This window comes from Pseudogemmobacter lacusdianii (assembly GCF_030848395.1).
Classification (GTDB): domain Bacteria; phylum Pseudomonadota; class Alphaproteobacteria; order Rhodobacterales; family Rhodobacteraceae; genus Pseudogemmobacter; species Pseudogemmobacter lacusdianii.
The window spans coordinates 1-26,913 of the sequence record NZ_JAVDBT010000009.1; the positions used below are offsets into that span (position 1 = coordinate 1).

At 61.8% G+C, this 26,913-nt stretch carries 27 protein-coding genes; 11 read left to right on the top strand and 16 right to left on the bottom strand.

The annotated features are described in order from the left end of the window. Positions 1 to 38: 38 nt before the first annotated feature. The 5 genes from Q9295_RS17980 (at position 39) to Q9295_RS10465 (ending at position 3,214) form a co-directional block, all read left to right on the top strand. Positions 39 to 242 carry a Com family DNA-binding transcriptional regulator gene (locus tag Q9295_RS17980; RefSeq protein WP_373457452.1) on the top strand — a complete coding sequence of 68 codons (204 nt, stop codon included), beginning with the start codon at positions 39 to 41 and terminating at the stop codon, positions 240 to 242. A 286-nt stretch (positions 243 to 528) separates the two neighbouring features. Continuing rightward, positions 529 to 1,032, top strand: a complete 504-nt coding sequence (locus tag Q9295_RS10450) for a type III secretion system chaperone family protein (protein ID WP_306680511.1) — start codon at positions 529 to 531, stop codon at positions 1,030 to 1,032. Between the two features lie 90 nt (positions 1,033 to 1,122). After that, a complete protein-coding gene (gene proC / locus Q9295_RS10455) occupies positions 1,123 to 1,935 on the top strand; it encodes a pyrroline-5-carboxylate reductase (protein ID WP_306680512.1) in 813 nt (270 codons plus the stop codon). Further along, positions 1,932 to 2,264: a tRNA-binding protein gene (locus tag Q9295_RS10460; RefSeq protein WP_306680513.1), complete on the top strand. Its 333-nt coding sequence runs from the start codon at positions 1,932 to 1,934 to the stop codon at positions 2,262 to 2,264. The genes proC and Q9295_RS10460 overlap by 4 nt, the downstream gene beginning before the upstream one ends. Then, positions 2,264 to 3,214, top strand: a complete 951-nt coding sequence (locus Q9295_RS10465; RefSeq protein WP_306680514.1) for a 2-hydroxyacid dehydrogenase — start codon at positions 2,264 to 2,266, stop codon at positions 3,212 to 3,214. Before Q9295_RS10460 ends, Q9295_RS10465 begins: the two co-directional genes overlap by 1 nt. 313 nt (positions 3,215 to 3,527) lie before the next feature. On the opposite strand, the gene Q9295_RS10470 is transcribed toward Q9295_RS10465, so the two are convergent. The 8 genes from Q9295_RS10470 to Q9295_RS10505 form a co-directional block, all read right to left on the bottom strand. Further along, positions 3,528 to 5,711: a 3-hydroxyacyl-CoA dehydrogenase NAD-binding domain-containing protein gene (locus Q9295_RS10470; protein ID WP_306680515.1), complete on the bottom strand. Its 2,184-nt coding sequence runs from the start codon at positions 5,709 to 5,711 to the stop codon at positions 3,528 to 3,530. Next, the gene (locus Q9295_RS10475) at positions 5,704 to 6,186 is read right to left on the bottom strand and encodes a cupin domain-containing protein (protein ID WP_306680516.1); all 483 of its coding nucleotides are present in this window, start codon (positions 6,184 to 6,186) and stop codon (positions 5,704 to 5,706) included. Before Q9295_RS10475 ends, Q9295_RS10470 begins: the two co-directional genes overlap by 8 nt. After that, the gene (locus tag Q9295_RS10480) at positions 6,186 to 7,397 is read right to left on the bottom strand and encodes an acetyl-CoA C-acetyltransferase (RefSeq protein ID WP_306680517.1); all 1,212 of its coding nucleotides are present in this window, start codon (positions 7,395 to 7,397) and stop codon (positions 6,186 to 6,188) included. The genes Q9295_RS10475 and Q9295_RS10480 overlap by 1 nt, the downstream gene beginning before the upstream one ends. Before the next feature lie 247 nt (positions 7,398 to 7,644). After that, positions 7,645 to 8,277, bottom strand: a complete 633-nt coding sequence (locus tag Q9295_RS10485) for a glutathione S-transferase family protein (RefSeq protein WP_306680518.1) — start codon at positions 8,275 to 8,277, stop codon at positions 7,645 to 7,647. 303 nt (positions 8,278 to 8,580) lie between these two features. Beyond that, positions 8,581 to 8,793, bottom strand: a complete 213-nt coding sequence (locus tag Q9295_RS10490) for a hypothetical protein (RefSeq protein ID WP_306680519.1) — start codon at positions 8,791 to 8,793, stop codon at positions 8,581 to 8,583. A 69-nt stretch (positions 8,794 to 8,862) separates the two neighbouring features. Further along, the gene (locus tag Q9295_RS10495; protein ID WP_306680520.1) at positions 8,863 to 10,635 is read right to left on the bottom strand and encodes an acyl-CoA dehydrogenase C-terminal domain-containing protein; all 1,773 of its coding nucleotides are present in this window, start codon (positions 10,633 to 10,635) and stop codon (positions 8,863 to 8,865) included. 73 nt (positions 10,636 to 10,708) lie between these two features. Next, on the bottom strand, positions 10,709 to 11,119 hold the full coding sequence (locus Q9295_RS10500; protein WP_306680521.1) for a MerR family transcriptional regulator: 411 nt from the start codon (positions 11,117 to 11,119) through the stop codon (positions 10,709 to 10,711). Between the two features lie 263 nt (positions 11,120 to 11,382). After that, entirely contained in the window at positions 11,383 to 11,763 is a 381-nt protein-coding gene (locus tag Q9295_RS10505; RefSeq protein WP_306680522.1) for a MerR family transcriptional regulator, read from the bottom strand. A gap of 178 nt (positions 11,764 to 11,941) precedes the next feature. On the opposite strand from Q9295_RS10505, the gene Q9295_RS10510 reads away from it, so the two are divergent. Genes Q9295_RS10510 through Q9295_RS10520 form a run of 3 tightly spaced genes read left to right on the top strand, consistent with a single transcriptional unit; the run spans position 11,942 to position 13,313 of the window. Beyond that, a complete protein-coding gene (locus tag Q9295_RS10510; protein ID WP_306680523.1) occupies positions 11,942 to 12,367 on the top strand; it encodes a PaaI family thioesterase in 426 nt (141 codons plus the stop codon). Next, positions 12,364 to 12,804, top strand: coding sequence for a PaaI family thioesterase (locus tag Q9295_RS10515; protein ID WP_306680524.1), 441 nt, complete (start codon positions 12,364 to 12,366; stop codon positions 12,802 to 12,804). Before Q9295_RS10510 ends, Q9295_RS10515 begins: the two co-directional genes overlap by 4 nt. A 53-nt stretch (positions 12,805 to 12,857) precedes the next feature. Next, positions 12,858 to 13,313 (top strand): universal stress protein, encoded by a 456-nt coding sequence (locus Q9295_RS10520; protein ID WP_306680525.1) that lies wholly within the window; start codon positions 12,858 to 12,860, stop codon positions 13,311 to 13,313. Positions 13,314 to 13,326: 13 nt separating this feature from the next. On the opposite strand, the gene Q9295_RS10525 is transcribed toward Q9295_RS10520, so the two are convergent. The 6 genes from Q9295_RS10525 to Q9295_RS10550 all read right to left on the bottom strand — a co-directional run bounded on the left by Q9295_RS10525 (position 13,327) and on the right by Q9295_RS10550 (position 21,158). Next, the gene (locus Q9295_RS10525; RefSeq protein ID WP_306680526.1) at positions 13,327 to 14,553 is read right to left on the bottom strand and encodes a glycosyltransferase family 4 protein; all 1,227 of its coding nucleotides are present in this window, start codon (positions 14,551 to 14,553) and stop codon (positions 13,327 to 13,329) included. 10 nt (positions 14,554 to 14,563) lie between these two features. After that, positions 14,564 to 16,174, bottom strand: a complete 1,611-nt coding sequence (locus Q9295_RS10530) for an ABC transporter ATP-binding protein (RefSeq protein WP_306680527.1) — start codon at positions 16,172 to 16,174, stop codon at positions 14,564 to 14,566. Next, a complete protein-coding gene (locus Q9295_RS10535; protein ID WP_306680528.1) occupies positions 16,171 to 17,280 on the bottom strand; it encodes an ABC transporter permease in 1,110 nt (369 codons plus the stop codon). The genes Q9295_RS10530 and Q9295_RS10535 overlap by 4 nt, the downstream gene beginning before the upstream one ends. A 3-nt stretch (positions 17,281 to 17,283) precedes the next feature. Beyond that, complete coding sequence (locus Q9295_RS10540; protein ID WP_306680529.1) at positions 17,284 to 18,447, bottom strand: microcin C ABC transporter permease YejB; 1,164 nt, start codon at positions 18,445 to 18,447, stop codon at positions 17,284 to 17,286. A gap of 23 nt (positions 18,448 to 18,470) precedes the next feature. Continuing rightward, the gene (locus Q9295_RS10545) at positions 18,471 to 20,444 is read right to left on the bottom strand and encodes an extracellular solute-binding protein (protein ID WP_306680530.1); all 1,974 of its coding nucleotides are present in this window, start codon (positions 20,442 to 20,444) and stop codon (positions 18,471 to 18,473) included. 195 nt (positions 20,445 to 20,639) lie between these two features. Continuing rightward, complete coding sequence (locus tag Q9295_RS10550) at positions 20,640 to 21,158, bottom strand: c-type cytochrome (RefSeq protein ID WP_306680531.1); 519 nt, start codon at positions 21,156 to 21,158, stop codon at positions 20,640 to 20,642. 121 nt (positions 21,159 to 21,279) lie between these two features. Here Q9295_RS10550 and Q9295_RS10555 point away from each other — a divergent pair, with 121 nt between their 5' ends. Beyond that, positions 21,280 to 22,125, top strand: coding sequence for a prephenate dehydratase (locus Q9295_RS10555; RefSeq protein WP_306680532.1), 846 nt, complete (start codon positions 21,280 to 21,282; stop codon positions 22,123 to 22,125). Positions 22,126 to 22,185: 60 nt separating this feature from the next. Here Q9295_RS10555 and Q9295_RS10560 read toward each other — a convergent pair whose 3' ends face one another. Then, positions 22,186 to 22,659 carry an SRPBCC family protein gene (locus Q9295_RS10560; RefSeq protein WP_306680533.1) on the bottom strand — a complete coding sequence of 158 codons (474 nt, stop codon included), beginning with the start codon at positions 22,657 to 22,659 and terminating at the stop codon, positions 22,186 to 22,188. A gap of 95 nt (positions 22,660 to 22,754) precedes the next feature. Next, complete coding sequence (gene nudC / locus Q9295_RS10565) at positions 22,755 to 23,705, bottom strand: NAD(+) diphosphatase (RefSeq protein ID WP_306680534.1); 951 nt, start codon at positions 23,703 to 23,705, stop codon at positions 22,755 to 22,757. Between the two features lie 266 nt (positions 23,706 to 23,971). On the opposite strand from nudC, the gene Q9295_RS10570 reads away from it, so the two are divergent. Continuing rightward, complete coding sequence (locus tag Q9295_RS10570) at positions 23,972 to 26,038, top strand: 5'-nucleotidase C-terminal domain-containing protein (RefSeq protein ID WP_306680535.1); 2,067 nt, start codon at positions 23,972 to 23,974, stop codon at positions 26,036 to 26,038. Positions 26,039 to 26,232: 194 nt separating this feature from the next. Continuing rightward, the gene (locus Q9295_RS10575) at positions 26,233 to 26,859 is read left to right on the top strand and encodes an HAD family hydrolase (protein WP_306680536.1); all 627 of its coding nucleotides are present in this window, start codon (positions 26,233 to 26,235) and stop codon (positions 26,857 to 26,859) included. Positions 26,860 to 26,913 lie beyond the last annotated feature (54 nt).

Sequence of the window (26,913 nt, forward strand, 5' to 3'; positions counted from 1 at the left end):
TCTGTCAGTCTCCTCGCGGAGCCTGAATCACGCCGCGAGTGGATAATCAATGGGTCCTGACCCTAGAAGCTCGCTGTTGCGAATGTCGGCGTTTGCTATTCAAAGTGACAGTGGGCGCCTTACGGGGCTTAGTGCAGATCAAATGCCCGCGGTGTAACGCCTGCAATGATGTGAGGCCCGATGGCCCTAACCAGCCGCGGCAAGCTAGCAACGGAACTGGTGCCGCGTGTGGCCTTCGTTGAATGAGCTTTAAAGGGGGGCCTAACGGCCCCCTTTACACTCCCGCCCCCGCGAGCTTAGAAAACGCCCTGCTGCAGACTCTAGTGTCAAAATGTGCAAACTCTGGTGGCGAGCCACAAGTAATACATGGCTTTTCCACAGAAGATTTGCCGCGAAAGAGCTTTACAGGCTTCCCCGACCCCCTCACTATATCTAGTAAGGTCACAGTCCGGCACACGCTGCACCTTGCCAGACACCCTGCCTATAGCGGTCCCTAACTCCGCTCAGGCACCATAGTGAGGCCGGGCAATGTCGTTTTCTGAAGATTTCCTGTTCAATGAAGATCTGCACCCGATCGACATCGTCGAGACGCTGGCGGCAGAGCATGATTGGGAGTTCGATCGGGTCACGGATGACCAGATTGCGATGGCGGTTGAGGGCCAGTGGCGGACCTATTCGCTGACCCTGGCTTGGAGCGCCTCGGATGAGACGCTGCGGCTGATCTGCACCTTCGAGATGGAGCCGCCGGATGCGCGGGTTCCGGCGATCTACGATGTGCTAAACCGTTGCAACGACATGGTTTGGAACGGCGCTTTCACCTGGTGGGCTGAGCAGAAGCTGATGGTGTGGCGCTATGGCCTGTGCCTTGCGGGGGGCCAGATGGCCAGTTCCGAGCAGATCAACCGGCTGATTGCAGGGGCTGTCAATGCCTCCGAACGGTTCTACCCCGCCTTCCAAATGGCTGCTTGGGGCGAGAAAACCCCCGTTGACGCGATGAAAGTCGCCATGGCCGAGCCCTACGGGCGCTGCTAACCGCTCCAAGAAACGCCGCTTTTTGCGGGGCTTGGGCTTTATTACCATCCCTTGCCGGTCTAACCTCTCCCTCAGAATATGGGGGTGTGCATGACACTGGACGTAGTGGCCCGCGACGGGCTTGTGCTCTTGGGTTGCGGCAAGATGGGCTCGGCTTTGCTGGCCGGATGGCTGAAAGCGGGGCTGCCGGCGGCTTCGGTCTGGGTGATTGAGCCGCATCCGAGCGACTGGCTGCAAGCCAGCGGCGTGCATTTGAATGCCGGTGTGCCCCCTGCCCCTGCGGTGGCTTTGCTGGCTGTGAAGCCCCAGATGATGGGGGACGCGCTGCCCGCCCTACAAGCACTGGGCAATGGATCAACCCTCTTCATCTCGATTGCGGCGGGCACTTCGATCGCGACCTTTGAGGCTGTCTTGGGCGCGCAGACCCCGATCGTGCGCAGCATGCCCAACACTCCAGCGATGGTGGGGCGCGGGATCACCGCGATCATTGGCAATGCCAATACCGGTGCGGCTGATCTGTCTTTGGCGCGTGAGCTGATGGCGGCGGTGGGCCAAGTTGTTGAATTGCAAAGCGAAGATCAGATCGATTCCGTGACCGCTGTCTCGGGCTCGGGCCCGGCTTATGTGTTTCACCTGATCGAAGCGATGGCCGATGCGGGTGTCGCTTTAGGGCTGACGCCTGAGGTGGCGATGCAATTGGCCCGCGCAACCGTCTCGGGCGCTGGGGAGTTGGCACATCAATCCCATGATTCCGCTGCACAATTGCGGATCAACGTCACCTCTCCGGGCGGGACCACGGCGGCGGCTTTGGGGGTCTTGATGGATGCGGCGTCAGGCTTCCCGCCCCTGCTGAAGCGCGCGGCACAGGCGGCCTCGGACCGTGGCAAGGAGTTGGGCAAATGATCACTTACGGCGATTTTGAGAAGGTCGATATCCGCGTTGGCGTGATCGTTAAAGCCGAGCCTTTCCCGGAAGCGCGCAAGCCTGCCTTCAAGCTTTGGGTGGATTTTGGCGGTGATTTGGGGGTGAAACGCTCTTCGGCGCAGATCACAAAACACTATACGATTGAAGGGCTTATCGGGCGTCAGGTCATGGCGGTGGTCAATTTCCCGCCCCGGCAAATTGGCCCGGTGAAGTCCGAGGTTTTGGTGCTGGGCGTGCCGGATGAGGCGGGCGAAGTGGTGCTCTTGGCCCCCGGCCATGAAGTGCCTTTGGGCGGGCGGATGTTCTGATGCGGCTTCTCATCACCCGCTCGATGCCCGAGGCGGTTGTGGCGGCTGCCGCAGCGCGGTTTGATCTGGTGCTACGCGACAAGACCAGCGTGATGTCTGGCGAGGAATTCCGCGAGAGCCTTCGGGATTTTGATGTTATTCTTCCGACACTTGGCGATCTTTACCGGGCGGATGTTTTTGCCGATGTGCCAGCCCCTCGGGCCAAGCTTTTGGCCAATTTCGGGGTGGGCTATAACCATATCGACGTTGCTGCCGCTGCGAAGGCCGGGGTGCAGGTCACCAACACCCCCGGCGCGGTGACGGATGCCACGGCGGATATCGCTATCTCTTTGATTCTTATGGCCGCCCGGCGGCTTGGAGAGGGCGAGCGGCTGGTGCGGTCTGGAAACTGGGCAGGCTGGGCGCCGACGCAGATGCTGGGCACGCATGTCTCGGGGAAAACCGTTGGTATCTTGGGCTTTGGCCGCATTGGCCAAGCCATTGCGCGGCGTTGCCATTTTGGTTTTGGCATGAAGGTGGTGTTCCACAACCGGTCAAAAGTTGAGGTGGATTTCCCGGCAAGCCAAGTGGAAATGGCCGAGGTGATGGCGGCGGATTTTGTCGTGGCAGCGGTGCCCGGTGGGCCTGCGACCCGGCATCTGGTAGATGCCAAGGCTTTGGCTGGCATGAAGAAATCCGGGATCTTGGTGAATATCTCGCGCGGGGATGTGGTGGATGAGGCGGCCCTGATCGCCGCCCTGCAAAGCCACCGGATCGCCGGGGCTGGCTTGGATGTCTACGAGCAAGAACCCGTCGTGCCAGAGGCCTTGCGGACCTTGGAGAATGTCACCCTGCTGCCGCATCTTGGCACCGCCTGTTTGGAGGTGCGTGAGGCGATGGGGATGATGGCGGTGGAGAATTTGATCGCCTTTGCCGAAGGGCGCGCGCTGCCGAACCTGATTGCGGTCTAAGCCGCTTAAAAGGTTCAAAATTCTGGGTATGGTTTTGCGCTGGTTTACGTATGGCTTTGATATGGTTTGCGTGGGGCTGTTTGTTTGATCTGGTCGCCGGGGGGCTTTGCGCCCCCCGGGCCCCCCGCAGGATATTTAAAGACAGAAAATGAGGGAGGGCGCGGTCTGGTTCGGGCCGCGTTTTTGAGTATTTGGGTCAAGGTGAAATGAGAAAGGCGCGCCCCTTGGGGGACGCGCCTTTTTAGTTTGGGGTGGGCGGCTCTTGAGGGGGCCGCGCCGGGGATGGTTTGGGCCTTGAGTTTGGCCCTGCCGTTTAAGCGGCTTTTTGGCTGGCGAAGCGGGTGTAGAAGGTCTCGCCCTTCTCGGCCATCTCGCGCAGGAGGTTCGGCGCTTGGAAGCGGGGGCCGAATTGTGCAGTGAGGCCGCGGCAGATTTCGACCGCGCGCGGCGCGCCGATGATGTCGAGCCAACTGAAGGGGCCGCCCGACCAAGGCGCAAAGCCCCAGCCGAGGATGGCGCCGACATCGCCTTCGCGGATGTCGGTGAGCACGCCCTCTTCCAACGCGCGGACGGCCTCCAGCACTTGCGCCATCAAAAGGCGGTGCTGCACATCCGAAAGGCTCAGCTGCATCTTATCGGTCGGGTATTTCGTGGCGAGCCCGTCCCAAAGGCCGAGGCGTTCGCCGCGATCGGAATAGGCGTAGAAGCCTGCATTGGCTTTGCGGCCCATCCGGCCCTGATCGGCCATCCAGAAGAGCACATCATCCACCGCGCCATCGGGGTAATCGGCACCCATCGCCGCCTTGGTCGCCTTGGCGATTTTGACGCCGAGGTCGATTGAGGTCTCATCAACCAGTTGCAAGGGGCCAAGCGGCATGCCGACAAGGCGGGCGGCGTTTTCCACCAGCGCCGGTTCGACCCCTTCGGCGACCATGCGGATGCCTTCGTTGATGTAAGGGATGATGCAGCGGTTGGCGTAGAAGAAGCGCGCGTCATTGACCACGATCGGCGTCTTGCGGATCTGGCGCACGAAGTCGAGCGCTTTGGCCACGGCTTTTTCGCCGGTCTCTTTGCCGCGGATGATTTCCACCAGCATCATCTTATCGACGGGCGAGAAGAAATGGATGCCGATGAAGTTTTCCGACGCCGAGGAGGCGGCGGAGAGCGCGGTGATCGGCAGGGTCGAGGTGTTAGTGGCATAGATCACGCCGGGGGCGGCGGCTTCGGCCTTCTTGGTGACCTCGGCCTTGACCTTGGGATCCTCGAACACGGCCTCGACGATCAGATCGACGCCTTTGAGGGCGGCGTAATCGATGGTGGCGCTGATGCGGGCAAGGGTCTCGGCTTTCTTCTCAGCCGTGACTTTGCCGCGTTTCATGCCTTTGTCGAGGATGGACTCGGCATGGGCTTTGCCGCGGTCGGATGCCTCTTGGGTGGCGTCGATCAGCACGACCTCAATCCCCGCATTGGCGGCGACATAGGCGATGCCTGCGCCCATCATGCCCGCACCAAGCACGCCGAGTTTCTTGACCGATTGGTCTTCGACTTTCGGGCGGTTGGCACCTTTCTCAAGCGCTTCTTTGTTGATGAAAAGCGAGCGGATCATCGAGGAAGACGAGGGGTTGAGAAGGACCGAGGTGAAGTGGCGTGCCTCGATCTTCAGCGCGGTGTCGAAGGGGACGAGCGCGCCTTCATAGACGGCGGCGAGGAGCGCTTTGGCGGCCGGGAAGACGCCTTGGGTCTTGCCGTTGACCATGGCCGAGGCGCCGACGAAGGTCATGAAGCCTGCGGGGTGATAGGGCGCGCCGCCGGGCATTTTGAAGCCCTTCTCGTCCCAAGGTTTGACAAGATCGGCCTCTTTGGCGCTGAGGACCCATTCCTTGGCGCGGGTGAGGAGCTCCTCGGCGGGCACGACCTCATCGATCAACCCGGCGGCTTTGGCGGCTTTGGGGTCGGAGAGTTTGCCTTCCAAGAGGAAGGGTGCGGCCATCATCGCGCCGAGTTTGCGGGCAAGGCGGGTGGTGCCGCCCGCGCCGGGGAAGATGCCGACCATGATTTCGGGCAGGCCGATCTTGGCCTTGGGATTGTCGGCGGCGATGATGCGGTGGCAGGAGAGCGGCAGCTCAAGCCCGATGCCAAGCGCGGTGCCGGGGAGTGCTGCCACAATCGGCTTGCCGCCCTTTTTGGTCTTGGGGTCCATGCCCGCGCGTTCGATCTTGCGCAGCACATTATGCATCATCATGACGCCATCGAAAATCGCCTCGGCGCCGCCTTTGCGCATCTCGGCGATGACATTCAGGTCCATGCCGCCGGCGAAATCTTTCTTGGCGGAGGTGATGATGATGCCCTTGCAGGCGGCATCCGCCAGCCCCTGATCGACGAGATCAGAGAGCAGTTGGAATCCGTCGGTGGACATGACGTTCATCGATTTGGCAGCGACATCCCAAGTGATGGTTGCCACGCCATCGGCGTCAAGCGCATAGGTGAAATCAGCCATTGTTCTCTCCCTCGGGCTGGTAGGGCCGCCCGTCTTTATGGGTAAATGTCGTGACGCCGTCCGTGCTGCGCAGCAGGAGGTCAACATCCGTATAGGTGACGGTTTCCTCGGCAGCTTTGGAGCCGATGACGAGGAAGACGGCGGGTGTATCGCCGCGATTGATCAGGTGGTGGCCATCGGGCTGGCCTGCGGGGAAGCCCACGCAATCGCCCTGCCGCATGGTCTCTTCCCCGGCATCGGTGACAAGCACGCATTCGCCAGCCATGACCATGATGAACTCATCCTCGGCCTTGTGCCAATGGCGCAGCGAGGACAAAGCGCCGGGCTTCAGCGTCACCAGATTGACGCCGAACTGCGTCAGCCCTGCGGCTTGGCCCAGACGCAGCGACGAGCGGCCCTGCATCATCTCGGCATAAGGCTCGGGATAGAGCGAGCCTGCCTTCAGCGGCACCTTGGTAAGGTCAAGCTTGCGCATCAGAGCCGCTCGATGATGGTGGCGGCCCCCATGCCCGAGGCGATGCAGAGCGTGGCAAGGCCGGTGCCTTTGCCGGTCCGCTCCAACTCATCAAGGAGGGTGCCGATGATGATCGCGCCGGTGGCGCCAAGGGGGTGGCCCATGGCGATGGAGCCGCCGTTGACGTTGACCTTTGAGGCATCAACTTCAAAGGCCTGCATGAAGCGCAGCACCACGGAAGCGAAGGCCTCGTTCACTTCGAAAAGGTCGATGTCCGAAATGTGCATGCCGGCGTCTTTGAGGATCTTCTCGGTCACCGGGACGGGGCCCGTGAGCATGATTGTCGGATCCGTACCAATCTTAGCGGTGGCGCGGATGCGGGCGCGGGGTTTTAGCCCATGGGCTTTCCCAAATTCTGCATTTCCGATCAGAACCGCAGCGGCGCCATCGACGATGCCCGAGGAGTTGCCAGCGTGGTGGATATGTTCGATCCGTTCAAGATGCGGGTATTTCATCAGCGCGATCTTGTCGAAACCGGGCATCACCTCGCCCATGGCTTTGAAGCTGGGATCAAGCTTGGCCAGCGCCGCCATATCGGTGCCGGGGCGCATGAATTCGTCATGGGCAAGGATGGTCAGACCGTTGCGGTCTTTGACCGGGACGATGGATTTGGCAAAGCGATTGTCGGCCCAAGCGGCGGCGGCGCGGCGTTGGCTTTCCACCGCCAAAGCATCGGCATCGGCGCGGCTGAAGCCATATTCGGTGGCGATGATATCGGCCGAAATGCCTTGCGGCACGAAATAGGTCTTCATCGCAAGGGTCGGATCAACGGCGATCGCCGCCCCGTCCGAGCCCATAGCGACGCGGCCCATCATCTCGACCCCGCCAGCGATATAAGCCTGACCTGCACCGCCTTTGACTTGGTTGGCGGCCAGGTTCACCGCCTCCATCCCAGAGGCGCAGAAGCGGTTGATCGCAAGGCCGGGGATCGACTCGTCAAGGTCTGACAGAAGCACCGCCGAGCGCGCAAGGCAGCCGCCCTGCTCACCCACTTGGGTGACATTGCCCCAGATCACATCCTCGACCGCATGGCCTGTGAGACCGTTGCGCTCTTTCACCGCGTTGAGGATGCCTGCCGAAAGGGCGACCGAGGTCACCTCATGCAATGAGCCATCCGCGCGGCCCTTGCCGCGAGGGGTGCGACAGGCGTCGTAGATGAAGGCTTCGGTCATGGGTCTTTCCTCCGTCATGCTTTGAGACTGCGGCGGGTCGGCCAAGGCAGTCCCTATCTTTTGCGCGCCGCCTTGGGGCTTTGGTCAGCTCTCCAACCCTTGGCCGTTTCAGGCAGCGTCCTTTCATCTCTTTCTCACCCCGCGCTGGGGCGTCGTGCAATTCTTCCGCTGCGTCACAGGCTGCAGCGGCAAGGCTGGCAGGCTGCTTGCAGCGATGGCCTGGCCAAGTCCGGGGGCTAAGCCTTTGTCAGCTGGGCGGAAATGCCCGGGGCATCAAGTCGTAAGGCGGGCGCCAGCCGGGCAGCATTGCGATCCGGTCCAGCCAGCGGTCGATCCCGGGATAGGCGTCTCGGCTGAAGCCAAAGGGCTCATCATAATAAAGATAGGAGCAGCAGGAGAGGTCGGCAATGGTCGCCCCCTGCCCCACGATCCAGTCGCGGCTTGCAAGGTGCTCTTCTAAGGTTTGGTATGCGGCTTTGAGGCGGTTTTGCAGGAAGGGGACCACGCCCTCGGGGCGCTTTTCCGGGGCAAGGAAGTTCATCAAAAAGCGGCAGGCGCCGATTTGGGTGGAGAGTTTGTGGTTGTCCCAAAGGATCCAGCGCCAGATTTCCTTGCGCTCAGCCTCATTCGTGCCGCCGAGCTGGCCGGTTTTCGCGGCGATATGCTGTAAGATGAGGCCGGATTGGCTGAGGGTCTCGGCGCCATCGATGAGCACCGGAATTTCGGCCATTGGGTTGATGGCGCGAAAGGCGGGGCTGCGCGCCTCGCCCTTGAAGAAATCGACAAAGCGCAGCTCCCAAGCTTGGCCGGTCAGCTCGAGCGCCAGCGCGCATTTATAGGCATTGCCGGATTCGCCGAAGCCGTAAAGTTGCACTGCCATTCCTGCGCCTTTCTCTTGGCTGGGGTCGAGGGCGGGGGTTTCACACCCCCGCACCCCCGTGGAGTATTTTCCTCAAGATGAATAACGAAGTTTTAACCTATCTCATGCGACACAGGGTTTGCGGTACAGGCTGGAGAGCCGATGACCGCTCAAGGTGAAGAAGCCTCCCGATCCGCGAGAGCGACAGCGCCAATCGGCCGGATGCCCTAGGGCCAGTGCCGCCGGATCGGGACGCCCTTGGTTTTTCATCTTGATCTAAATACTCCCCCGCCGGAGGCGTCCGCAGCTTGCCCCTGCGCGCGCTTAGCGTTTGCGCGCTTCAAGCTCGGCGTTGAAGAGGCGCATGCGGTGGGTGAGGTTTTCGGTATCAGTGACGGAATCGAAGTTCTCGAACAGGAAGGAGAGAGCCTCGCCCTCATCAAGGCCCGCTTCATTGGCAAAGCGCCGCAGCCGGCGGTAGCCGTCTTCGGTCATGGCCACGGGAAAGCGGCGGGTAAGGCGAAAGCGTTTGGGCATGGGCGGCTCCGGTGCGAGGGGGCCGCCGGCCTTTTGGATCGGCAGACGGCCCCGCAGGTTTGCGCCAGATTAGAAGGCTTCGGCGTCCAATGCCATGACGGTATCAGCGCCGCTTTCGATCCGCGCCAGATGCGCACCGCAAAGCGGCAATTGGCGCGCCATATAGAACCGGCCGGTGGCGACTTTGGTCTCGAGATAGGACTTGTCGCCGCGGCCTTCATCCAAGCAAACCAGTGCGGCTTTGGCCATGCGGGTCCACATCAGGCCAAGGCAGACATGGCCCATGAGATGCATGAAGTCATAAGAGCCGGCCAGCGCTGCATTGGGGTTTTTCATGCCGTTTTGCATGAAGAACATGCCGGCGGCCTGCATCTGCTTGGAGGCGGTCTTGAGCGGCTCGACAAAGGCTGTCATGCGCGCGTCGCCGTCATGGGCTTTGCATTCGGCCTTCACCATCTCGAAGAAGGCCATCACATGCTTGCCGCCATCGGAGGCGAGTTTGCGGCCCACGAGGTCCAAAGCCTGCACGCCATTGGCGCCTTCATAGATCTGGGCAATGCGGGCGTCGCGGGCAAATTGCGACATGCCTTGCTCTTCGATATAGCCGTGGCCGCCGTAGATTTGCTGGGCGTTCACCGCCGTCTCAAAGCCCTTGTCGGTCTGGAAGCCTTTGATCACCGGGGTCAAAAGCCCGATCAGACCATCGGCGTCTTTGTCGCCATTATGGGCAGCGTCGATCAAGGAGGCGCCCCAGAAGGTCAGCGCGCGCGCACCTTCGACGAAGCTTTTCTGCTCCATCAGGTTGCGGCGGATGTCGGGGTGGACGATCAGCGGATCGGCGGGGCCGGTGGGGTTCTTGGCCCCGGTGACATCGCGGCCTTGCAGACGGTCTTTGGCGTAAATCACCGCATTCTGATAGGCGGCTTCGGCCACGGCATAGCCTTGCAGGCCCACACCCAGACGCGCTTCGTTCATCATGGTGAACATGGCGCGCATGCCTTTGTGCAGGTCTCCGAGCAGCCAGCCGGTGGCGCCGTCATAATTCATCACGCAGGTGGCATTGCCGTGAATGCCCATCTTCTCTTCGATCTTGCCAACCGAGACCGCGTTGCGCGCGCCAAGCGAGCCGTCGTCATTCACCATGACTTTCGGCACGATGAAGAGCGAGATGCCCTTGGTGCCTTCGCCGCCACCGGGGGCTTTGGCGAGCACGAGATGGATGATGTTTTCCGCCAGATCATGGTCGCCGGCCGAGATGAAGATCTTTTGGCCGGTGATCTTATAGCTGCCGTCGTCCTGCGGCTCGGCCTTGGTGCGCATCAGGCCAAGGTCCGTGCCGCAATGCGGCTCGGTCAGGTTCATCGTGCCGGTCCAGTCGCAGGTGACCATTTTCGGCAGATATTTGGCCTTTTGCTCGGCCGTGCCATGGGCATGGATCGCCGAATAGGCGCCGTGGGTCAGGCCTTGATACATGTTGAAGGCCATATTGGCCGAGACGAAGATCTCACCCACCGCCGATTGCATCAGATACGGCAGGCCTTGGCCGCCATAGTCTGGGTCGCAATCCAAAGCGGTCCAGCCGCCCTCTTTCATCGCATCAAAGGCGGCTTTGAAGCCGGTCGGCGTGCGCACGGTGCCGTTTTCCAACACGCAGCCTTCGCGGTCGCCAACGGCGTTCAGCGGCGCGAGCACATCCGTTGCCAGCTTGCCCGCCTCTTCCAGCACCGCTGCGGTGAAGGAGGGTTCCAGGTCGCCGTAACCCGGCAAAGCACTGGCGGGGGCTTTCAGCACCTCATGCAGCAGGAATTGCATATCGGCGATTGGGGCTTTGTAGCTGGGCATCGGTCTCTCCCTCCGGTGGTCTTATTGGAACCCCGGCGCGGCAGAACAACCGCGCCGGTCGTTGCTGCAATCTCTACTCAGCGGCCTTGGCCACGGCGGCCAGAAGGGGCGTGCTGGCCTCAAGCTCGCGCTGTAATTCGTCGATGGCAATGTCGAGTTCGGCCCGCTGGGCGCGCATCGCCTCAAGCCGTTCCTGCGCCAAGATCCAAGTGCGTTGCAGCTGCACCACATTGCCACTTTCGCGGTCGTAAAGATCCAGCGTTTGGCGGATGTCTTCGAGGCTGAAGCCAAAGCGTTTGCCGCGCAGGATCAGCGCCAGACGGGCGCGGTCCCGGCGGGTGTAAAGCCGCCGCGTGCCTTGGCGAATTGGCATAAGCAGTTCTTTTGCTTCGTAAAATCGCAACGTGCGTGGCGTTACATCATAGGCATCACACATCTCGCGGATGGTCATGACGTCTTGATGGGAGGGATCCTTAAAGGTCATCTCGGTCTCGCTTCAGCTCAACTCGTAAAAGGCGCAGGTGGGGTTTGATGGCCCGAATACTAGCGTGCTTGACGTTAAGGTAAGCGTAACGTCACGTCACGCGGGCCGGGAACGCAGGGTCGCTTTGACGCAAAGCACCGCGCGGTGAGGGGACTGCGCGGTGAGGGCCGCCCGGTCAAGGCTGTGCTGCGCGCAGCACGCATGCGCCCAGTCCCGCCGAGGCGGGTGGCAGGGCCGCAATCAAGGGTTGCACGTCTAAAGTGTTATTCTGGCAAGCGGGCCATTTCGGCCACGGCCGTAGCACGCAGAGCTTTAAGGTCGGCAATGCTGACATCAAGCTCAGCCCGCTGACGCTCCAACTCGACCAATTGGCGGTCGGCCAGCACCAGCCATTCATCCAGCTGATGCTTCTCGCCCGCTTGGCCATAGACGAGGAGCCATTGCCGAATCTCTTCAAGGCTGAAGCCGAAGCGGCGGCCCCGCAAAATCAGCTTCATCCGGGCCACTTCGCGCGGGCCATAGAAGCGCGAGCGGCCCTCTTTTTCAGGAGAGAGCAGCTCAATATACTCGTAATAACGCAAGGTGCGCGGCGTTACGTCAAATTTGGCGCACATTTCTTTGAAGGTCAGCCGTTCGGTTGTCATTCAATCCTGCCACTCACCAGAGCCAACGTTCCCCGAAAGTTAAGCACCCGCGAGGGCAATCTCAACCGCTTTACGCTAAGTTAGCGGCGCAATGCTGCCTTGCACCAGCCGCAACGGGGTTGCAGAGCGCGCGCGATGCGCAAATAACCGAGGCGCATCTGTCAGAAGGGGTTGTGCGATGGCCGGACCGGAGCTGAGTGCCGCGCAGGCGTTCATCATGGCTTTGCCACAGGCGCAGGCCCTGGGGCTGCAGATCGAGGCGCTGGGCGATGGCCGCGCCGAGATTGTGATGCCGTATCATCCCCAGTTGATTGGCGATCCGGCGACGGGGGTGATCGCGGGGGGCGCGGTCTCGACATTGATGGACACCGCTTCGGGCGCGGCAGTGATGAGCCATCCGCAGGCCAGTGGTGTCACCGCGACCTTGGATTTGCGGATCGATTACATGCGCCCGGCAACGCCCGGTCAGGCGATCCGCGCGCGGGCGGAATGCCATCACGTCACGCGCTCAGTCGCTTTCGTGCGGGTGACGGCGAGCGATGAGGATGAGGCGCGCCCGGTGGCAATGGCCACAGGCGCCTTCACGGTGGAGGGCAAGAAATGAGCCACCGGGGCGAGATTTTGAACCAGATGGCGCAGCGGATTCCCTATCTGCATTTTCTGGGCCTGCGGTTCGAGACGGCGGGAGAGCGGCTGACGGCGGTGCTGCCCTTCTCGCCGATGCTGATCGGCAATCCGGCGATCCCGGCCTTGCACGGCGGGGTGACGGCGGCATTTTTAGAGACCACGGCGATCGTGGGGCTTCTCTGGACCGGCCTGCCGGAAGGCGAGGCCGTCGCCCTGCCCGCTTTGCCGAAAACCATTGATCTGACGGTGGATTACCTGCGGCCCGGACTGTCGCGCGACAGCTTTGCCGAAGCGCGGGTGGTTCGGCAGGGGCGGCGCTATGCCTCGGTGCATGTCGAGGCATGGCAAGACGACCGCAGCCGGCTTTTCGCGCAAGGCACCGGGCATTTCCTGATGCCCGAGGGCGTGCGCTAACGCTTGCGTTTCGGACGCGTCGCGGGAATGATCCGGCCAAAGGGGAGAGAAGAATGCGGAAGTTTCTCGTCGTTCTGGACGACAGCCGCGAATGCCTGAATGCCATGCGTTACGCGGCTTTGCGGGCGGCCCATACCTCGGCCGGGGTGGTGATCTTGTCGATCATCCCGCCCGAGGAATACCAGCATTGGATGGGGGTCTCGGATCTGATGCGCGCCGAGGCGCGCGAGCGGATCGAGGCGCATTTTGAGGTTTTTGCCAAATGGATGCGCGACAAGCAGGGGGTGAACCCTGAGCTTGTGGTGCGTGAGGGCGATCCGGTGACCGAGATTTTGGCGCAGGTGCAAGAAGACCCTTCGATCGGGATTCTGGTCTTGGGCGCTTCGACGGAAAAGCACGGGCCGGGGCCTTTGGTCACCGCGATGAGCCGCAACTCGGGCTCTTTGCCGATCCCGATCACGATTGTGCCGGGCGATATTCCCAAAGAGCGGCTGGAGAAGATCACCTAAACCTGCCGACGGCTTAGGCTCTGGGGCCAAGGCTTTCGACAAGCTCGATGAGCTTCGGCAGGCAGATGCGGTTGAGATCATAGCGCTCTTGCACGGTGCGGCGGGCGGCTGCACGCAGAGGCGCATGGGCCTTGGGGTTGGCCAGCGCCTCGATCAAAGCCGCGTTCCAGCCTTGGACATCGAAGAAATCCACCAGCTTGCCGTTGTCGCCATCGCGCAGAACCTCGGCCACCGGGGGGACGTTGGAGCCCACCACCATGCAGCCCGCCGCCATCGCCTCGAGCATCGACCATGACAAGACGAAGGGATAGGTGAGATAGGCGTGGACCCGCGAGATCTGCAAAGCGGCGGTGAATTGCGGATAGGGCACGCGGCCAAGGAAATGCACGCGGGCGGGGTCGATCTGGTCGCGGACCTCGGCCAAGAACTGCTCTTTCCAGTTGCCCGATTTCGGGGCCGGGCCGTAAGAGACCTCATCGCCGCCGATGATCACCACCTGCGCATTGGGCCGCGCGGCGAGGACAGCGGGCAATGCGCGCATGAAGATGTGATAGCCGCGATAGGGTTCAAGGTTGCGGTTGACGAAGGTTAAGACCTCATCCCCGGCGCGGAGGGTCTGGCCGTTGGGCAGGGTCAGTTGCGCCTCTGGGTTGGGCGCCATTGCATCGGTGTCAACGCCGTCGAAGATCACATCAATCATCGCGCGCAAAGCGGGTGGATAGGTCGAGGCCTGCCAGAGGGTCGGCGAAAGGCCTTTGTCGGCATGGGCCAAAGCTTGGCCGAGATGCGCGGTGCGGCCTTGGGCGATCATCACCTGATCGAAATTTGGCGCGCCAAACTCGGGGTCAAAGCCGACATCGGCCCCCCGCCCGCGATAGTAGAACTCGGCATAGACCAGCAGCTTGGCCTCGGGCCAGACCTCTTTGAGAAAGAGCGTCTCGCCCCAGCCGGAATGGCCAAGGATCACATCCGGCACATAACCCTCGCGCTGGCGCAGTTGCAGCGCGGCGCGGGCGGTGGTGACGCCGCGGTCGGACATGGTGGTGTAATTCCGCCCGAGCCTTGTGGCGGCGGGGTCGACCTTTTCGGGGCTGTGCTTGTAGCGCCAGACCGGGATTGGCGAGGATCTGGTGTTGCCGCTGTCCGTCAGCGCGCGACACTCATGGCCGCGCGCCTCAAGCGCGGGGGCAAGGCGCAGGAATTGGCCGGGGAAGTTTTGGTGAACGAAGAGGATCTTCATGCCGCGGCCCTCATGCCGGTTTGGTGCCACCCAAGGAATGATCGGTCAAAGCCGCCGCCAAAAGTTTGCGGGTATAGTCCTCGCGCGGCGCATCATAGATCTGATCGGCCGTTCCAGCCTCGATCACATCGCCGTCTTTCATCACCATGACCTGATGCGACATGGCGCGGACGACGCGCAGATCGTGGCTGATGAAGATATAGGCCAGCCCATATTTGCGTTGCAGCGCGCGCAAAAGCTCAACGATTTGCACCTGCACGGTCATGTCGAGGGCCGAGGTCGGCTCGTCCAACACCACAAGTTTCGGGCGCAGGATCATGGCGCGGGCGATGGCGATGCGCTGGCGCTGGCCGCCGGAGAACTCATGCGGGTAGCGGTGCATATGGCTGGGGTTAAGCCCCACTTCGGTGAGGATTTCTTCGACCATCTCGCGGCGGTTGCGGCCCTCGGGCGTGCCGTGGACGCCAAGGCCCTCGGCGATGATTTCCTCGACCGTCATGCGCGGGGAAAGGCTGCCGTAGGGGTCTTGGAAGACGATTTGCATGTCTGATCGCAGGGCGCGCAAGGCATTGCCGCGCAAGCCATCAATGCGTTGGCCTTGGAAGTGGATTTGGCCTTCGGAAGCGATCAGCCGCATCAAGGCCAGCGCCAAAGTGGTCTTGCCCGAGCCACTTTCGCCAACGATGCCAAGGGTTTCCCCGGCACGCACGGTCAGGCTGGCGCTGTTGACCGCCTTCACATGGCCCACGGTGCGCTTCAAAAGGCCCTTTTGGATCGGGAACCAGACGCGCAGATCCTTGGCGCTCAGGATCTCGGGCGCGCCGGGGGCGATGGGTTCGGCCCGGCCCGTAGGCTCGGCCGCGAGGAGCTTTTGGGTATAGGGGTGCTGGGGATTGGCGAAGATCGTTTCCGCAGGCCCCTGCTCAACGATCTCGCCGCCTTGCATGACGCAGACCCGGTCGGCGATGCGGCGCACGATGCCAAGGTCATGGGTGATGATCAGAAGGCTAAGGCCTTCGGAGCGTTTCAGCTCGGCCAGAAGGTCAAGGATCTGCGCTTGGATGGTGACATCAAGCGCGGTGGTGGGCTCATCGGCGATCAGGAGTTCGGGGCCATTGGCAAGGGCCATGGCGATCATCACGCGCTGACGCTGGCCGCCAGAGAGCTGATGCGGATAGGCGTTAAGGCGGCTTTCCGGGTCGCGGATGCCGACTTTGGTCAAAAGCTCGATGATGCGGGCGCGGGCGGCTTCGCCCTTTAGCCCTTGGTGCAAGGCAAGGCTTTCCCCCAATTGCCGCGCGATGGTGTGCAGTGGGTTCAGCGAGGTCATCGGCTCTTGGAAGATGAAGCTGATGTCATTGCCCCGGATGCGGCGCAGCACGGCTTCGGGCGCGCCCAGCATCTCTTGATCGCGCCAAAGGACCGAGCCTTCGGTCAGCGCATTGTCGGACAAAAGCCCCACGGTCGACAGAGCCGTCACCGATTTGCCCGAGCCGCTTTCGCCGACCAAAGCGACGGTCTCCCCCTTCTCCACCGCAAAGGAGACGCCCTTCACGGCATGGATCAACTGGCCCTCTTGGGAAAAGCGGATGCCCAGATCTTTGACGGTCAAAAGGCTCATTTGAACGTCTTTCGCGGATCAAAAGCATCGCGGACGCCTTCGAAGATGAAGACGATCAGCGTGAGCATGATGGCATAGGTGAAGAAGGCCACGAAGGCGAGCGAGGGCATTTGCAAGTTCTGCTGCGCTTGCCGCGCCAGTTGGCCAAGCGAGGGGGCCGAGGCGGGTAGGCCGAAGCCCAAGTAATCAAGCCCCGCCAGCGCCGAGATGGTGCCGACGATGATGAAGGGCAGGAAGGTCAGCGTGGCGACCATCGCATTGGGCAGCACATGGCGGAACATAATCGCGGTATTGCTGACGCCCAAGGCCTTGGCGGCGCGGACATATTCGAAATTGCGCGCCCGTAGGAATTCAGCCCGGACAAGGGCGACGAGGCCCGTCCAGCCGAACATCACCATCAAGACCACCATCAGCCCGACCGATCTTGTGAAGACGGCGGAGAGGATGATGATGACGTAAAGCGAGGGGATCGAGGACCAAATCTCGATCACGCGCTGGAAGATGAGGTCGGTGAGACCACCGAAATAGCCTTGGATCGCGCCGGCGATGATGCCGATGACGGAGGAGACCAGCGTGACGACCAAGGCAAAGGTGATCGACAGGCGGAAACCGTAGATCACCCGGGCCAGAACGTCGCGGCTGGCATCATCGGTGCCGAGCCAGTTTTGCGCGGTGATCGGCCCCGGCGCGACGGTGCCGGTGTTGACGATGGTGGTGTAGCTGTAGGGAATGGGCGCCCAGAGGATATAGCCTTTGTCGACCGGCTCTCCCAGCACGGTGCCTGTGGAATTGACCTCGGCCAGAATGCCCTCGGGGTCGTCCCAGCAATCAAGCGCGCCTGCGGACATGATCAGGCATTGCACTTCGGGCAAGGAATATTCGGCTTCGGTCCGCAGATCGCCGCCGAATTTTTGCTCGGGGTAGAACTGCAAGAAAGGTGCGTGCCATTCGCCTTGGTAACGCACCGCGAGGGGGCGATCATTGGCCAAAAGCTCGGCGAAAAGTGACAGGCCGTAAAGCAGGCCCATCAGGATCAACGACCACATCGCGCGGCGATTGGCTTTGAAATTGCGCCAGCGGCGCTGGTTCAGGGGAGAGAGCGCCATCACTTAGCCCTCTCGATTGGCGAAATCGATGCGGGGATCGACCAGCACATACATCAGGTCCGACAAAAGCCCGATCACGAGGCCCACGAGGCCAAAGGCGAAGAGCGTGCCGAACATCACCGGGTAGTCGCGTTCAACCGCGGATTTGAAGGCCAACTGGCCAAGGCCATCCAGCGAGAAGATCGTCTCGATCAAAAGCGAAGAGCCGAAGAAGACGCCCATGAAGACCGCCGGGAAGCCAGCGATCACCAGCATCATCGCATTGCGGAAGACATGGCCGTAAAGCACGCGGGTCTCAGAAAGGCCCTTGGCGCGGGCGGTCAGCACATATTGCTTTTTGATCTCGTCCAAGAAGCTGTTTTTGGTCAGCAAAGTCAGCGTGGCAAAGCCCGAGATCATCTGCGCGGTGACGGGCAGGATGATGTGCCAAAGGTAGTCTTTGACCTTGCCGAAGACCGAAAGCTGCGCCCAGTTCTCGGAAGTGAGCCCGCGCAAGGGGAACCATTGGAAATAGCTGCCGCCGGCAAAGACCACCATCAAAAGGATCGCGAAGAGGAAGGAGGGGATCGAATAGGCGGCGATCACGATGCCGCTGGTCCAAGTGTCAAAGCTGCTGCCGTCGCGCATCGCCTTGCGGATGCCAAGGGGGATCGAGATCAGATAGGCGAGCAGCGTCGACCACAGGCCAAGCGTGATCGAGACCGGCATTTTCTCAAGGATCAGATCCGTCACCGAGATCGAGCGGAAGTAGCTTTGGCCGAAATCGAAGGTCAGATATTTGCCCATCATGATCAGGAAACGCTCGGTCCCCGAGATCATTTCCTTCTCGCATTGCTCGGACCGCGCCATGACACGGACAGCGGTCGAGCCGGTGTAATCAGGCTCGCAAATGAAGCGGGCAAAGCCGAATTCAACCTCCAACTCGGCCAGAAACTCGGGCGGCAGGCCGCGGGCGCCGGAATAGCTGGAGCCGCCGCTGTCTGTGGGCATACCGTCAGAATTGGCGCCTGTCAGGTTGCCAAGGCTGTCGCCGCCGCCTTCAAGCTGGGCGGCGACCTGTTCGATCGGGCCGCCGGGCACGAATTGCGTGAGGGCAAAGTTGACCAGCATCACCCCGAACAGGGTCGGGATGACCAGCAAAAGCCGTCTTAGAATATAGGCGCCCAAGTATCCTGTCCGCTTTCACTTCGTTACTTTAGCACGCCCTTGGCCTTTAATGCCGCGGCTTTGTCGGCGTTATACCACCACAGAGAGGTCTCGCCCAGAACATAGAGCGGAAGTTCCGCAGGATGCTCATACATATTGTAATAGGCCACCCAATGCTTGTTGTTAAACCATTGCGGAATCCAGAAAGATTCAGCGCGCAGCACCCGATCCAGCGCGCGGGTGGCGGTTTCCATCTCATCGCGGGTGGTGGCGGCGATCACCGTCTCGATCAGACGATCCACGGCGGGTGAGCGCAGACCCATGGCGTTGAACACCGAGATATCGGCGGTTTCGCCGCCGAAATACTGCTTCAACTCGGTCCCCGGTATGTAGCTGGTTTGCATGTGATCGGTGATCAGATCGAAGTTATATTCGGGGTTGCGAACCCGAACCTCCATCTCGGCGCCGTCGATATTGACCAGTTTGGCATCGACGCCCAAGGCAACAAGGTTTTCCACGAAGGGCGAGATCAGCCGGTCGAATTGCGAATTGTCGTTCAGGATCTCAAGCGTCAGGAGCTTGCCTTCGGCATTGCGGCGCTTGCCATCACTGCCAACCTCCCAACCCGCAGCATCAAGAAGGTCCGAGGCGGCGCGCAGGTTGCGCCGGTCGAGCTGGCGGTCGGGCGAGGATTGCGCGGGCAGCACCGCCGGGGCGGTCAAGATCGTGGCGGGCAGCAGGCCTTCGTCAACCAAGGGCTGCAAGAGTGCGGCTTCGCCTGCGCTGGGCGCGCCTTTAGCGGCCATTTCGGTATTGTCCCAAAAGCTGGTGACGCGAGCATAAAGCCCGTAGAACAAGGTCTTATTGCTCCATTCAAAATTGAACATCATGCCGATGGCTTGGCGCACGCGCGCATCCTGCCACGCGCCGCGCCGCAGGTTGAAGACGAAAGCCTGCCCCGGCGCCTTGGCGCCCGAAGTGAGCTCGGCCTTGACCACATCGCCCTCTTTCAGCGCTGGGAAGTCATATTGCGTTGCCCATGCTTTGGACGAGCTTTCGCGGCGGAACGTATAGGCCCCGGCCTTGAACGCCTCGAATGCGGCATTGGAATCGGAGAAGAATTCGTAGCGGATGGCGTCGAAATTGTTCTGCCCGATGTTCATCGGCAGCTTTTCGCCCCAATAATCGGGGTTGCGCCGGTAGGTGACACTTCTGCCGGGCTTCACATCCTTTGGATCGGCCGAATAAGCGCCCGAGCCGAGATAGGGCGTCAGCGTGCTTTCGGCGAGATCAAGGCCATTGGCCTCATAATGCGCTTTGGAAAAGACCGAGAGCCCCCCCACCATCTCGGGCAAATCGCGGGTTGGCACGCCTTCGACAAAGGTGAACTTGATCCGGTGCGGGTCCAAAACCTCGGCATCGGCGACATATTGGTTAAAGACGACGCGGAAGTCGTTCAGCCCCTTGGTGCGCAGGGTGTCAAAGCTGAAGAGCACGTCTTCGGCGGTGAGCGGCGTGCCGTCTGAGAAGCGCACATCCTCGCGCAGATTGAAGATCACCCAAGAGCGGTCTTCGGGATATTCCATCGTGGTGCACAAAAGGCAGTAAGCCGCGCCGATCTCATCCGCCGTGCCCGTCAGGATGCTTTCAAGCATGATGGTCGAGCCAAGCGCGGCGCGGCCTTTCACGGTGAAAGGGTTCATCGAATCAAACCCGCCAAGCCAAGCTTGGCTCATCTCGCCGCCCTTGGGGGCTTCGGGGTTGACGTAAGGCAGGTGTTTGAAATCGGCGGGAAGTTTCAGATCGCCAAAGGTCGAGATGCCATGCGAGGTGATCACGGGTGAAGCGGCGGCAGGATCGGCGGTCTCAGCCCGTAGGCTGCTGGCCAAGACTGTGGCACAAAGGGCGGCACCGATGGTCAGGCCCAGCGCTTTAAGGCCCAGCGCCGCAACCTGCTGCCCCTGCCCCACGGTGGCAACCTTGGCTTGCGCCGCTTTTCGCGCTTTCGGTGCTGGCATGTTTGTAGATCCTCCGCCCTTTTGGTCGATATTGACCATGCTAGGGCGCGTCTTGCCAAGGGCAAAGGGGGCGAATGGCCCACCCGCGAGACTGTGATCTGCCGCGCGTAGAAAATCCGCCCCGAAAAAGCAAAAGGCCGCCCGGATGGGGCGGCCTTTGGTCTTGTGAAACCCTGTCCTAGCCTGCGGCCTGGATCACTTGGTGGCGAGGAAGGCCACGAGGTTCGAAATTTCTTCCGGCTTCGGGATACCGCCGAAGGCCATTTTGGTGCCCGGCATGTAGCCTTTCGGGCTTTGGATGAAGTGGTAGAGATTCTCGGGCGTCCAAGTCTCTGCCGACATCGCTTTCAGCGCTTCGGAGTAGTTGTAGCCAGCAACCGCGCCTTTGCCACGGTTCACAACACCGTCCAGATGCGGGCCGGTGCCGTTCGAGCCGTCGAGCTTGTGGCAGGCTTTGCACTTGCCAAAAGCTTTCTCGCCAGCAACCGCGTCGCCAGCGGCGAGCAGAGCTGCCACGTCAACTGCGGGGGCCTCTTCGCCGCTCGGAGCCGCAGCACCGGTATCGATCGCATAGGCTTGGGTCAGTTCACCCTCAGCCCCATGACCACCGCCCATAGCGTAGAGGTCGGTTGCAGCCCATTTACCCAGCAGGAAGACGAGCAGAGCGCCACAGACACCCGCCGTTGCCTTGGTCATCGTCATCGTGTCGAACATCACGCGCATCCCTTGGTCGTCAGTTGTCGGTGGTTCTACCCGCTTCCCACAGGTCTGCGCAAGGTGTAGGAGCGCGACCGATTGACCCTTATCACGGCAATTTCGGCCGAAGGAGACGGAAATGGCAAAGCGCATCGCGTTTCAAGGCGAATTGGGAGCCTATTCGCACCAAGCCTGCTCTCAGGCGCGGCCGGATTTTACCCCGGTGCCAGCCCAGACCTTCGAGGATGTCGTCGAGATGACCCGCTCGGGCGAGGTTGAGCTGGGGATGCTGGCGGTCGAGAACTCGACCTATGGACGGGTGGCGGATGTGCATTCGCTGCTGCCAAAGGCCGGGCTGAAGATCGTCGATGAGGCTTTCGTGCGGGTGCATGTGAACCTGTTGGGCGTGAAGGGCGCGAAAGTGGCAGATATCCGCGAGGCGCATGGCCATGTGGTGATCATCCCGCAATGCGCGACCTATCTAAAAGCGCATAGAATCAAGGGTGTGGTCAGCAGCGACAACGCCCGCGCCGCGCGTGAGGCGGCCGAGGCGAATGACCCGGCGCATGGCGCTTTGGCCAGCGAATTGGCGGCCGAGATCTACGGTTTGGATGTGCTTGACCGCCATATCGAGGACCACAAGAACAACACCACACGGTTCTTGGTGATGGCGCGCGAGGCCGATCACAGCCGCCGCGCCGAGCATATGATCACCACCTTCACCTTCCGGGTGCGCAACATTCCGGCCGCGCTTTATAAAGCGATGGGGGGATTCGCGACCAATGGCGTGAACATGACCAAGCTGGAAAGCTATATGGTCGGCGGCAGCTTCACCGCGACCGAGTTCTATGCCGATATCGAGGGCCATCCCGAAGACCCCGCCGTGGCGCGGGCTTTGGAAGAGCTGCGGTTTTTCACCACGCATATCAACATGTTGGGCGTTTACCCCGCCGACCGCCCGCGCCTGCGGGTGGATGGGGTTTAAGCCAGCCGATCAAAGGCTGAGGATGAAAAGCGGGGGGCAGCCCCCGCTTTTTTTTTCGCTTTAGCGGCTTGCAGGCGCGCGATGCTGTTGCTCGATCAAGCCAGCCAACTTGCCGCTCGATTGATCCAGTTTTTTCTGCACCCGGCCCTTGGCCAGTCGCAAAGATTGGAAAAAGAGCCGCGCGGGCAGCGTTTTGGGCCGCAACTCGCTTTGGATCGTCAAGCGGGTGCGCCGAGGCGAGAGCGCCAAGAGTTCGATCCGTGCCTCACCCGCAACCGAGGGGCTGTCCAACTCAAATTGCATCGCCCCGCTCGGGTCCGCCCCGATCAGCCGCACCAACAGTTTGCGCGGCTTGCCGCGATAGGCAAAGCGCAAGCGCCACCCCATGCCGGGGCCGGGTGCGGAAAGCCGATCGGTGCGCTCGATCTCGGCGCCGCGCCGCATCACCATCCGCTCAAACTGTTCGTAATCGGTCAGCCAATCATAAACGGCTTGCAGCGGTGCCTCGACATCTTGTCGCGTTGTGAACTTCATCCAAGCCCTCTGCCCTTTGTTTTCACCCAAGTTTCTTTCGCAGGCCCCGCTTTCGCGCCATCAGGCGAGATGCCGCAGATAGGGGCAGAGTTGCCTCAATCCAAGCGATCGGCAAGCCATGCGTTCAGGATAAATTGCGCGATGGAGCCACGCCGCGCCGGCATCACTTGTGGGTGATCGCCAGCAAAGGCCTGAGCAAGCTCCTCGCGGCTTAACCAGAGCGCATCTTCCAACTCTAAAGGATCAAGGGTGATATCGTCGTTCAACGCCTCGGCGCGGCATCCGATCATCAAGCTTGCCGGGAAGGGCCAAGGCTGGCTGGCAAGGTAAGAAACTGCGCCCAATTGAATGCCGCTTTCCTCATGCACCTCACGCCGGGCGGCGGCTTCGACCGACTCGCCGGGTTCGATGAAACCGGCAAGCAGCGAATACATCCGCTCGGGCCAGCCGGGGCTGCGGCCCAAAAGCACCCGATTGCCATGCGTCACCAGCACGATCACCACCGGATCGGTGCGCGGGAAATGCGGCGCCGCGCAGGCCGGGCAATCGCGCTGCCAGCCGGCATGGGTCATCACGCTGGCGGTGCCACAAGCGGCGCAAAAGCCGTGGATCCGGTGCCATTCGATCAGCGCTTTGCCGATGATCGCCAGCTCGGCCTGCCGGGGCGTGAGCTGCGTCATCAGGCTGCGCAGATCGGCAAAGCCCAAATCGTCCGGCAGGTCGGGATGGGATTGGCGGTCGGTGTCAAACGGCCCCGAGCTGATCGTGCCCGCGGCCATCGAGGTCGAGACATCGGCGGCGAAATGGAGCTGCCCCTCGTCGCGGCCCAGAAGCACCGGATCAGCTTTGGCCACCAAAGGATGGCTGCCGCGCAGCCAGATCAAATGCGCCGCATCCGCCGGGCCTCCGACCAAGGGGCGACCGCGCCAAAAAGCCAGAACCGGCGCATCGGGATAGGCCAAGGCCAGCGCCTCGGTCTCTTTGCGCATAAGCTGCGCGCGGTCGAGGCCCGAGCCTCCGAAAGTCACTTGTTCCGCGTTGCGCATCGCTGTTTCATCCCGCTTCGCGCCCGGATCGGCGCCTTGACCTGTGCCCTAGCGGCAACAGGCCGCGCTGGCACCACTCTGATGCCATGCCTGAACCGCTCGCGCAAACCCTTGAGATGGCAATGCGCTTGGCGGCAAGCTGCACGTTGTCTGACACCACTATACTACAATCTTAGGTTGAAATTTCTCGCCCCACTCCCGCTAAAGTCTATTCGCTTGGGGACTTTGCTGCCAGATTGCCGCTCCGAGATATCTGACAGGTTTGCATGGTGCAGGCACAAGATCCGTTTCGCATGGGCGAAGGCTCGGCTTCATTAACAGAACTCCAAGACAACACCTCGGCCACAGGGGAGGCCGTCACACGCGCGCATGGCGCCTTGCAGCGCAGCATCTTGCAGCTGCGGATCATGGCGACCAGCGATGTGCATGCCAATCTTCTGTCTTATGACTACGCCGCGAACCGGTCGCTACATGGGGTGGGGCTGGCAACGATGACGGCATTGATGGCCAAAGCCCGTGCCGAGGCGAAGGCGGCTTGGGGCGATGAGGCGGTCCTCTTGCTCGACAATGGGGATTTCCTGCAAGGCACAGCGCTGGCCGATCTGCGCGCGCAAGAGCAAAGGCGGCGCGGTCATCCGGTGATCGCCGCGATGAACGCGCTTGGCTATGATGCCGCCACTTTGGGCAATCACGAGTTTAACTACGGCCTTGCTGCGCTAGAGCGGGCGCTGGCCGAGGCGCGGTTCCCGGTGGTCTCGGCCAATGTCTTGCGCAAGGGCGGGCCGCTTTCGCCGATAGAGGCGCGCGGGCTGGTGCCGCCCTATACCCTCCTGACGCGCCAGTTGCGCGATGCCGGCGGTCTGACGCATCAGCTGTCTATTGGCGTACTGGGGCTTACCCCGCCCGAAACCGCGCTTTGGGACAAGATGCATCTGAGCGGTCGCATCGAGATCCGCCCGATGCTTGAGACAGCGCAGGAATGGTTGCCCAAGCTGCGCGCGGCAGGGGCAGATCTCGTGATCTGTCTGGCGCATATTGGGCTGGACCGCTGCGGGATGAACCCGGCCAATGATGGGCTGATTGCCGATCTTGCGGCGCTGCCGGGGATGGATGCCTTGGTACTGGGGCACAGCCACGCCACCTTTCCCAAACGCAACGCCGCAGCGCATTCTGACCGGCGGATCGATGCGCAGGCGGGGCGGATTTCCGGCATCCCTGTGGTGCAGCCGGGCTATTTCGGCTCGCACCTAGGGATCATCGATCTGAAACTGGCGGTCGAGAGCGGGCCTGCCTTGGCCCATGCCGATGGCCTCCCCTGCCCGCGCCCCAAGGCGCGCTACAAAGTGTTGGATGCGCAGGTGCAGGCGCAAAACGTGTCGGAGGTCGCGGCGGGCCTTAGCTCTGCGGAGCTGCGCCGCCATGCCGCGCCTTTGCGTCGGGCGCTGTCGCAAGATCACCGCATGGCACTGGACTGGGCGCGGCGCAGCCTTGGGCAAACCGAAGTACCGCTGGCCTCGGCCTTCTCACAGGTGGCCGATACGGCGGCGATGCGGCTCTTGGGTTTGGCAAATCTGGACCATCTGGAAGGGATCGTTGCCGGCACCCACCTAGCCGATCTGCCGCGCATCGCCGCCGTCACCCCGCATCGCAGCGGCGGCGCGGGCGGGCCGCTCAACTTTACCGAGATTGCAGCCGGACGGCTTTCGATCCGGCATATCCTTGATCTGCACCCCTTCCCCAACACCTTTTGCGCCCAGCTCATCACCGGCGCGGAGCTGCGCGAAGAGTTGGAACGTGCGGTCTCGATTTTTCAGCAGATCAAGCCCGGCGGGTTGGACCAAAGGCTGATGGATCCGGGGTTTCCAAGCTACGCCTTCGCCTCGATCGTCGGGGTCAGTTACGGCGTCGATCTCAGCCAGCCTGCCCGCTACAATGCCCATGGCCAGCTGATCCGGCCGAGAGCCCATCGGGTGACAAAACTGCAGCGCGGCGGCCGACCCGTTCAGAACGACGACCGCTTCATCATGGCCACTGACAGCTTTCGCGCCAGCGGCGGTCTGGGCGGGGTGCCTCCAGCAGCTGATCGGCTGATCGGCGATGGCACCCAGCTCTGCAGCGAGATCTTGCGCCTTTACCTGCAGCGCATCGGCCTTTTGCGTGCCGAGGCTCTGGAGTTGAACGAGCGTTGGCAGCTTTGCCAACTGCCCGGTGCCTCTGTCCTTTATGAGGCGGGGCCGAATGCGCTGCTGTACAAATCCGAGGCGGCGCATCTGAGACCCGAAGCTGCGGGCCTGAATGAAGACGGCTTTCATCTGGTGCGACTGCATCTCTAGCCGCCGCAACTGGTGCGCTTCTTCCGCGCAGGCCCCAGTCAAAACAGGCCCCAGTCAAAACAGGCACCTGTCAAAAGCTGCACCATTTTTGAGCAGGTGTCGCATGAACGCCGCCCACGGCTCGGCTTGGGGTTTTACCGGGCGGCCGGGCGTGGCAGGAAGGGCTTGCCCCTTTGTAAAGCCGGATGTTTGCTATGTATGATGCCTTGTTCTTCGACCTTGACGGCACTTTGGTGGATACCGAAGCTTTGGCCATCGCATCCGGTCTGGAAGCTTTCCGCGCCCACGGCCATCCAGTGGAGGAACGCTTCTTGCATGATTTGATCGGCAAGGACGCCCCCACTTCAGAGGCGATCATCCGCGCGAAGATGCCCGGCGCCGATCTTGAGGCGGTGCAGCGCGATTGGCAGGCGGGCTTTGTCGCGGCGGTCGAGGCGGGGCTGACCCTAAAACCCGGCGCGGCCGAGCTTCTGAGCGCACGGGTGGCGCCGATGGTTCTGGTGACCTCCTCAGGACGTGAAGGCGCGCATCGCAAGCTGAAGATCGCCGGGATCGCCGAGCATTTCGCCCATGTGGTGAGCTTGGATGATGTGACGGCGGCCAAACCCGACCCGGCACCCTATCTTTTGGCGGCCAAGCTTCTGGGCGTCGATCCGAAGCGCTGCTTGGCTTTTGAAGACAGCGAGACCGGCGCCGAATCAGCGCATCGTGCCGGCTGCACCGTGGTGCAGGTGCCCGACATCCTGCCCTCCGAAGGGCAATGGGCGGATCATCTGGCACCAGATCTGATCGCAGGGGCGCGGATGGCAGGGCTTTTGTGACCGGCCCTGCGGCGGGGCAATGCCCCATCGCAGCCCAGACAGCGAAGCTTTGGC

Bases quoted from the DNA above. Each gene is read 5' to 3' on its own strand.
- Q9295_RS10450 (WP_306680511.1), top strand. From the start codon at position 529: ATGTCGTTTTCTGAAGATTTCCTGTTCAATGAAGATCTGCACCCGATC.
- proC (WP_306680512.1), top strand. From the start codon at position 1,123: ATGACACTGGACGTAGTGGCCCGCGACGGGCTTGTGCTCTTGGGTTGC.
- Q9295_RS10460 (WP_306680513.1), top strand. From the start codon at position 1,932: ATGATCACTTACGGCGATTTTGAGAAGGTCGATATCCGCGTTGGCGTG.
- Q9295_RS10465 (WP_306680514.1), top strand. From the start codon at position 2,264: ATGCGGCTTCTCATCACCCGCTCGATGCCCGAGGCGGTTGTGGCGGCT.
- Q9295_RS10470 (WP_306680515.1), bottom strand. From the start codon at position 5,711: ATGGCTGATTTCACCTATGCGCTTGACGCCGATGGCGTGGCAACCATC.
- Q9295_RS10475 (WP_306680516.1), bottom strand. From the start codon at position 6,186: ATGCGCAAGCTTGACCTTACCAAGGTGCCGCTGAAGGCAGGCTCGCTC.
- Q9295_RS10480 (WP_306680517.1), bottom strand. From the start codon at position 7,397: ATGACCGAAGCCTTCATCTACGACGCCTGTCGCACCCCTCGCGGCAAG.
- Q9295_RS10485 (WP_306680518.1), bottom strand. From the start codon at position 8,277: ATGGCAGTGCAACTTTACGGCTTCGGCGAATCCGGCAATGCCTATAAA.
- Q9295_RS10490 (WP_306680519.1), bottom strand. From the start codon at position 8,793: ATGCCCAAACGCTTTCGCCTTACCCGCCGCTTTCCCGTGGCCATGACC.
- Q9295_RS10495 (WP_306680520.1), bottom strand. From the start codon at position 10,635: ATGCCCAGCTACAAAGCCCCAATCGCCGATATGCAATTCCTGCTGCAT.
- Q9295_RS10500 (WP_306680521.1), bottom strand. From the start codon at position 11,119: ATGACCTTTAAGGATCCCTCCCATCAAGACGTCATGACCATCCGCGAG.
- Q9295_RS10505 (WP_306680522.1), bottom strand. From the start codon at position 11,763: ATGACAACCGAACGGCTGACCTTCAAAGAAATGTGCGCCAAATTTGAC.
- Q9295_RS10510 (WP_306680523.1), top strand. From the start codon at position 11,942: ATGGCCGGACCGGAGCTGAGTGCCGCGCAGGCGTTCATCATGGCTTTG.
- Q9295_RS10515 (WP_306680524.1), top strand. From the start codon at position 12,364: ATGAGCCACCGGGGCGAGATTTTGAACCAGATGGCGCAGCGGATTCCC.
- Q9295_RS10520 (WP_306680525.1), top strand. From the start codon at position 12,858: ATGCGGAAGTTTCTCGTCGTTCTGGACGACAGCCGCGAATGCCTGAAT.
- Q9295_RS10525 (WP_306680526.1), bottom strand. From the start codon at position 14,553: ATGAAGATCCTCTTCGTTCACCAAAACTTCCCCGGCCAATTCCTGCGC.
- Q9295_RS10530 (WP_306680527.1), bottom strand. From the start codon at position 16,174: ATGAGCCTTTTGACCGTCAAAGATCTGGGCATCCGCTTTTCCCAAGAG.
- Q9295_RS10535 (WP_306680528.1), bottom strand. From the start codon at position 17,280: ATGGCGCTCTCTCCCCTGAACCAGCGCCGCTGGCGCAATTTCAAAGCC.
- Q9295_RS10545 (WP_306680530.1), bottom strand. From the start codon at position 20,444: ATGCCAGCACCGAAAGCGCGAAAAGCGGCGCAAGCCAAGGTTGCCACC.
- Q9295_RS10550 (WP_306680531.1), bottom strand. From the start codon at position 21,158: ATGTTCGACACGATGACGATGACCAAGGCAACGGCGGGTGTCTGTGGC.
- Q9295_RS10555 (WP_306680532.1), top strand. From the start codon at position 21,280: ATGGCAAAGCGCATCGCGTTTCAAGGCGAATTGGGAGCCTATTCGCAC.
- Q9295_RS10560 (WP_306680533.1), bottom strand. From the start codon at position 22,659: ATGAAGTTCACAACGCGACAAGATGTCGAGGCACCGCTGCAAGCCGTT.
- nudC (WP_306680534.1), bottom strand. From the start codon at position 23,705: ATGCGCAACGCGGAACAAGTGACTTTCGGAGGCTCGGGCCTCGACCGC.
- Q9295_RS10570 (WP_306680535.1), top strand. From the start codon at position 23,972: ATGGTGCAGGCACAAGATCCGTTTCGCATGGGCGAAGGCTCGGCTTCA.
- Q9295_RS10575 (WP_306680536.1), top strand. From the start codon at position 26,233: ATGTATGATGCCTTGTTCTTCGACCTTGACGGCACTTTGGTGGATACC.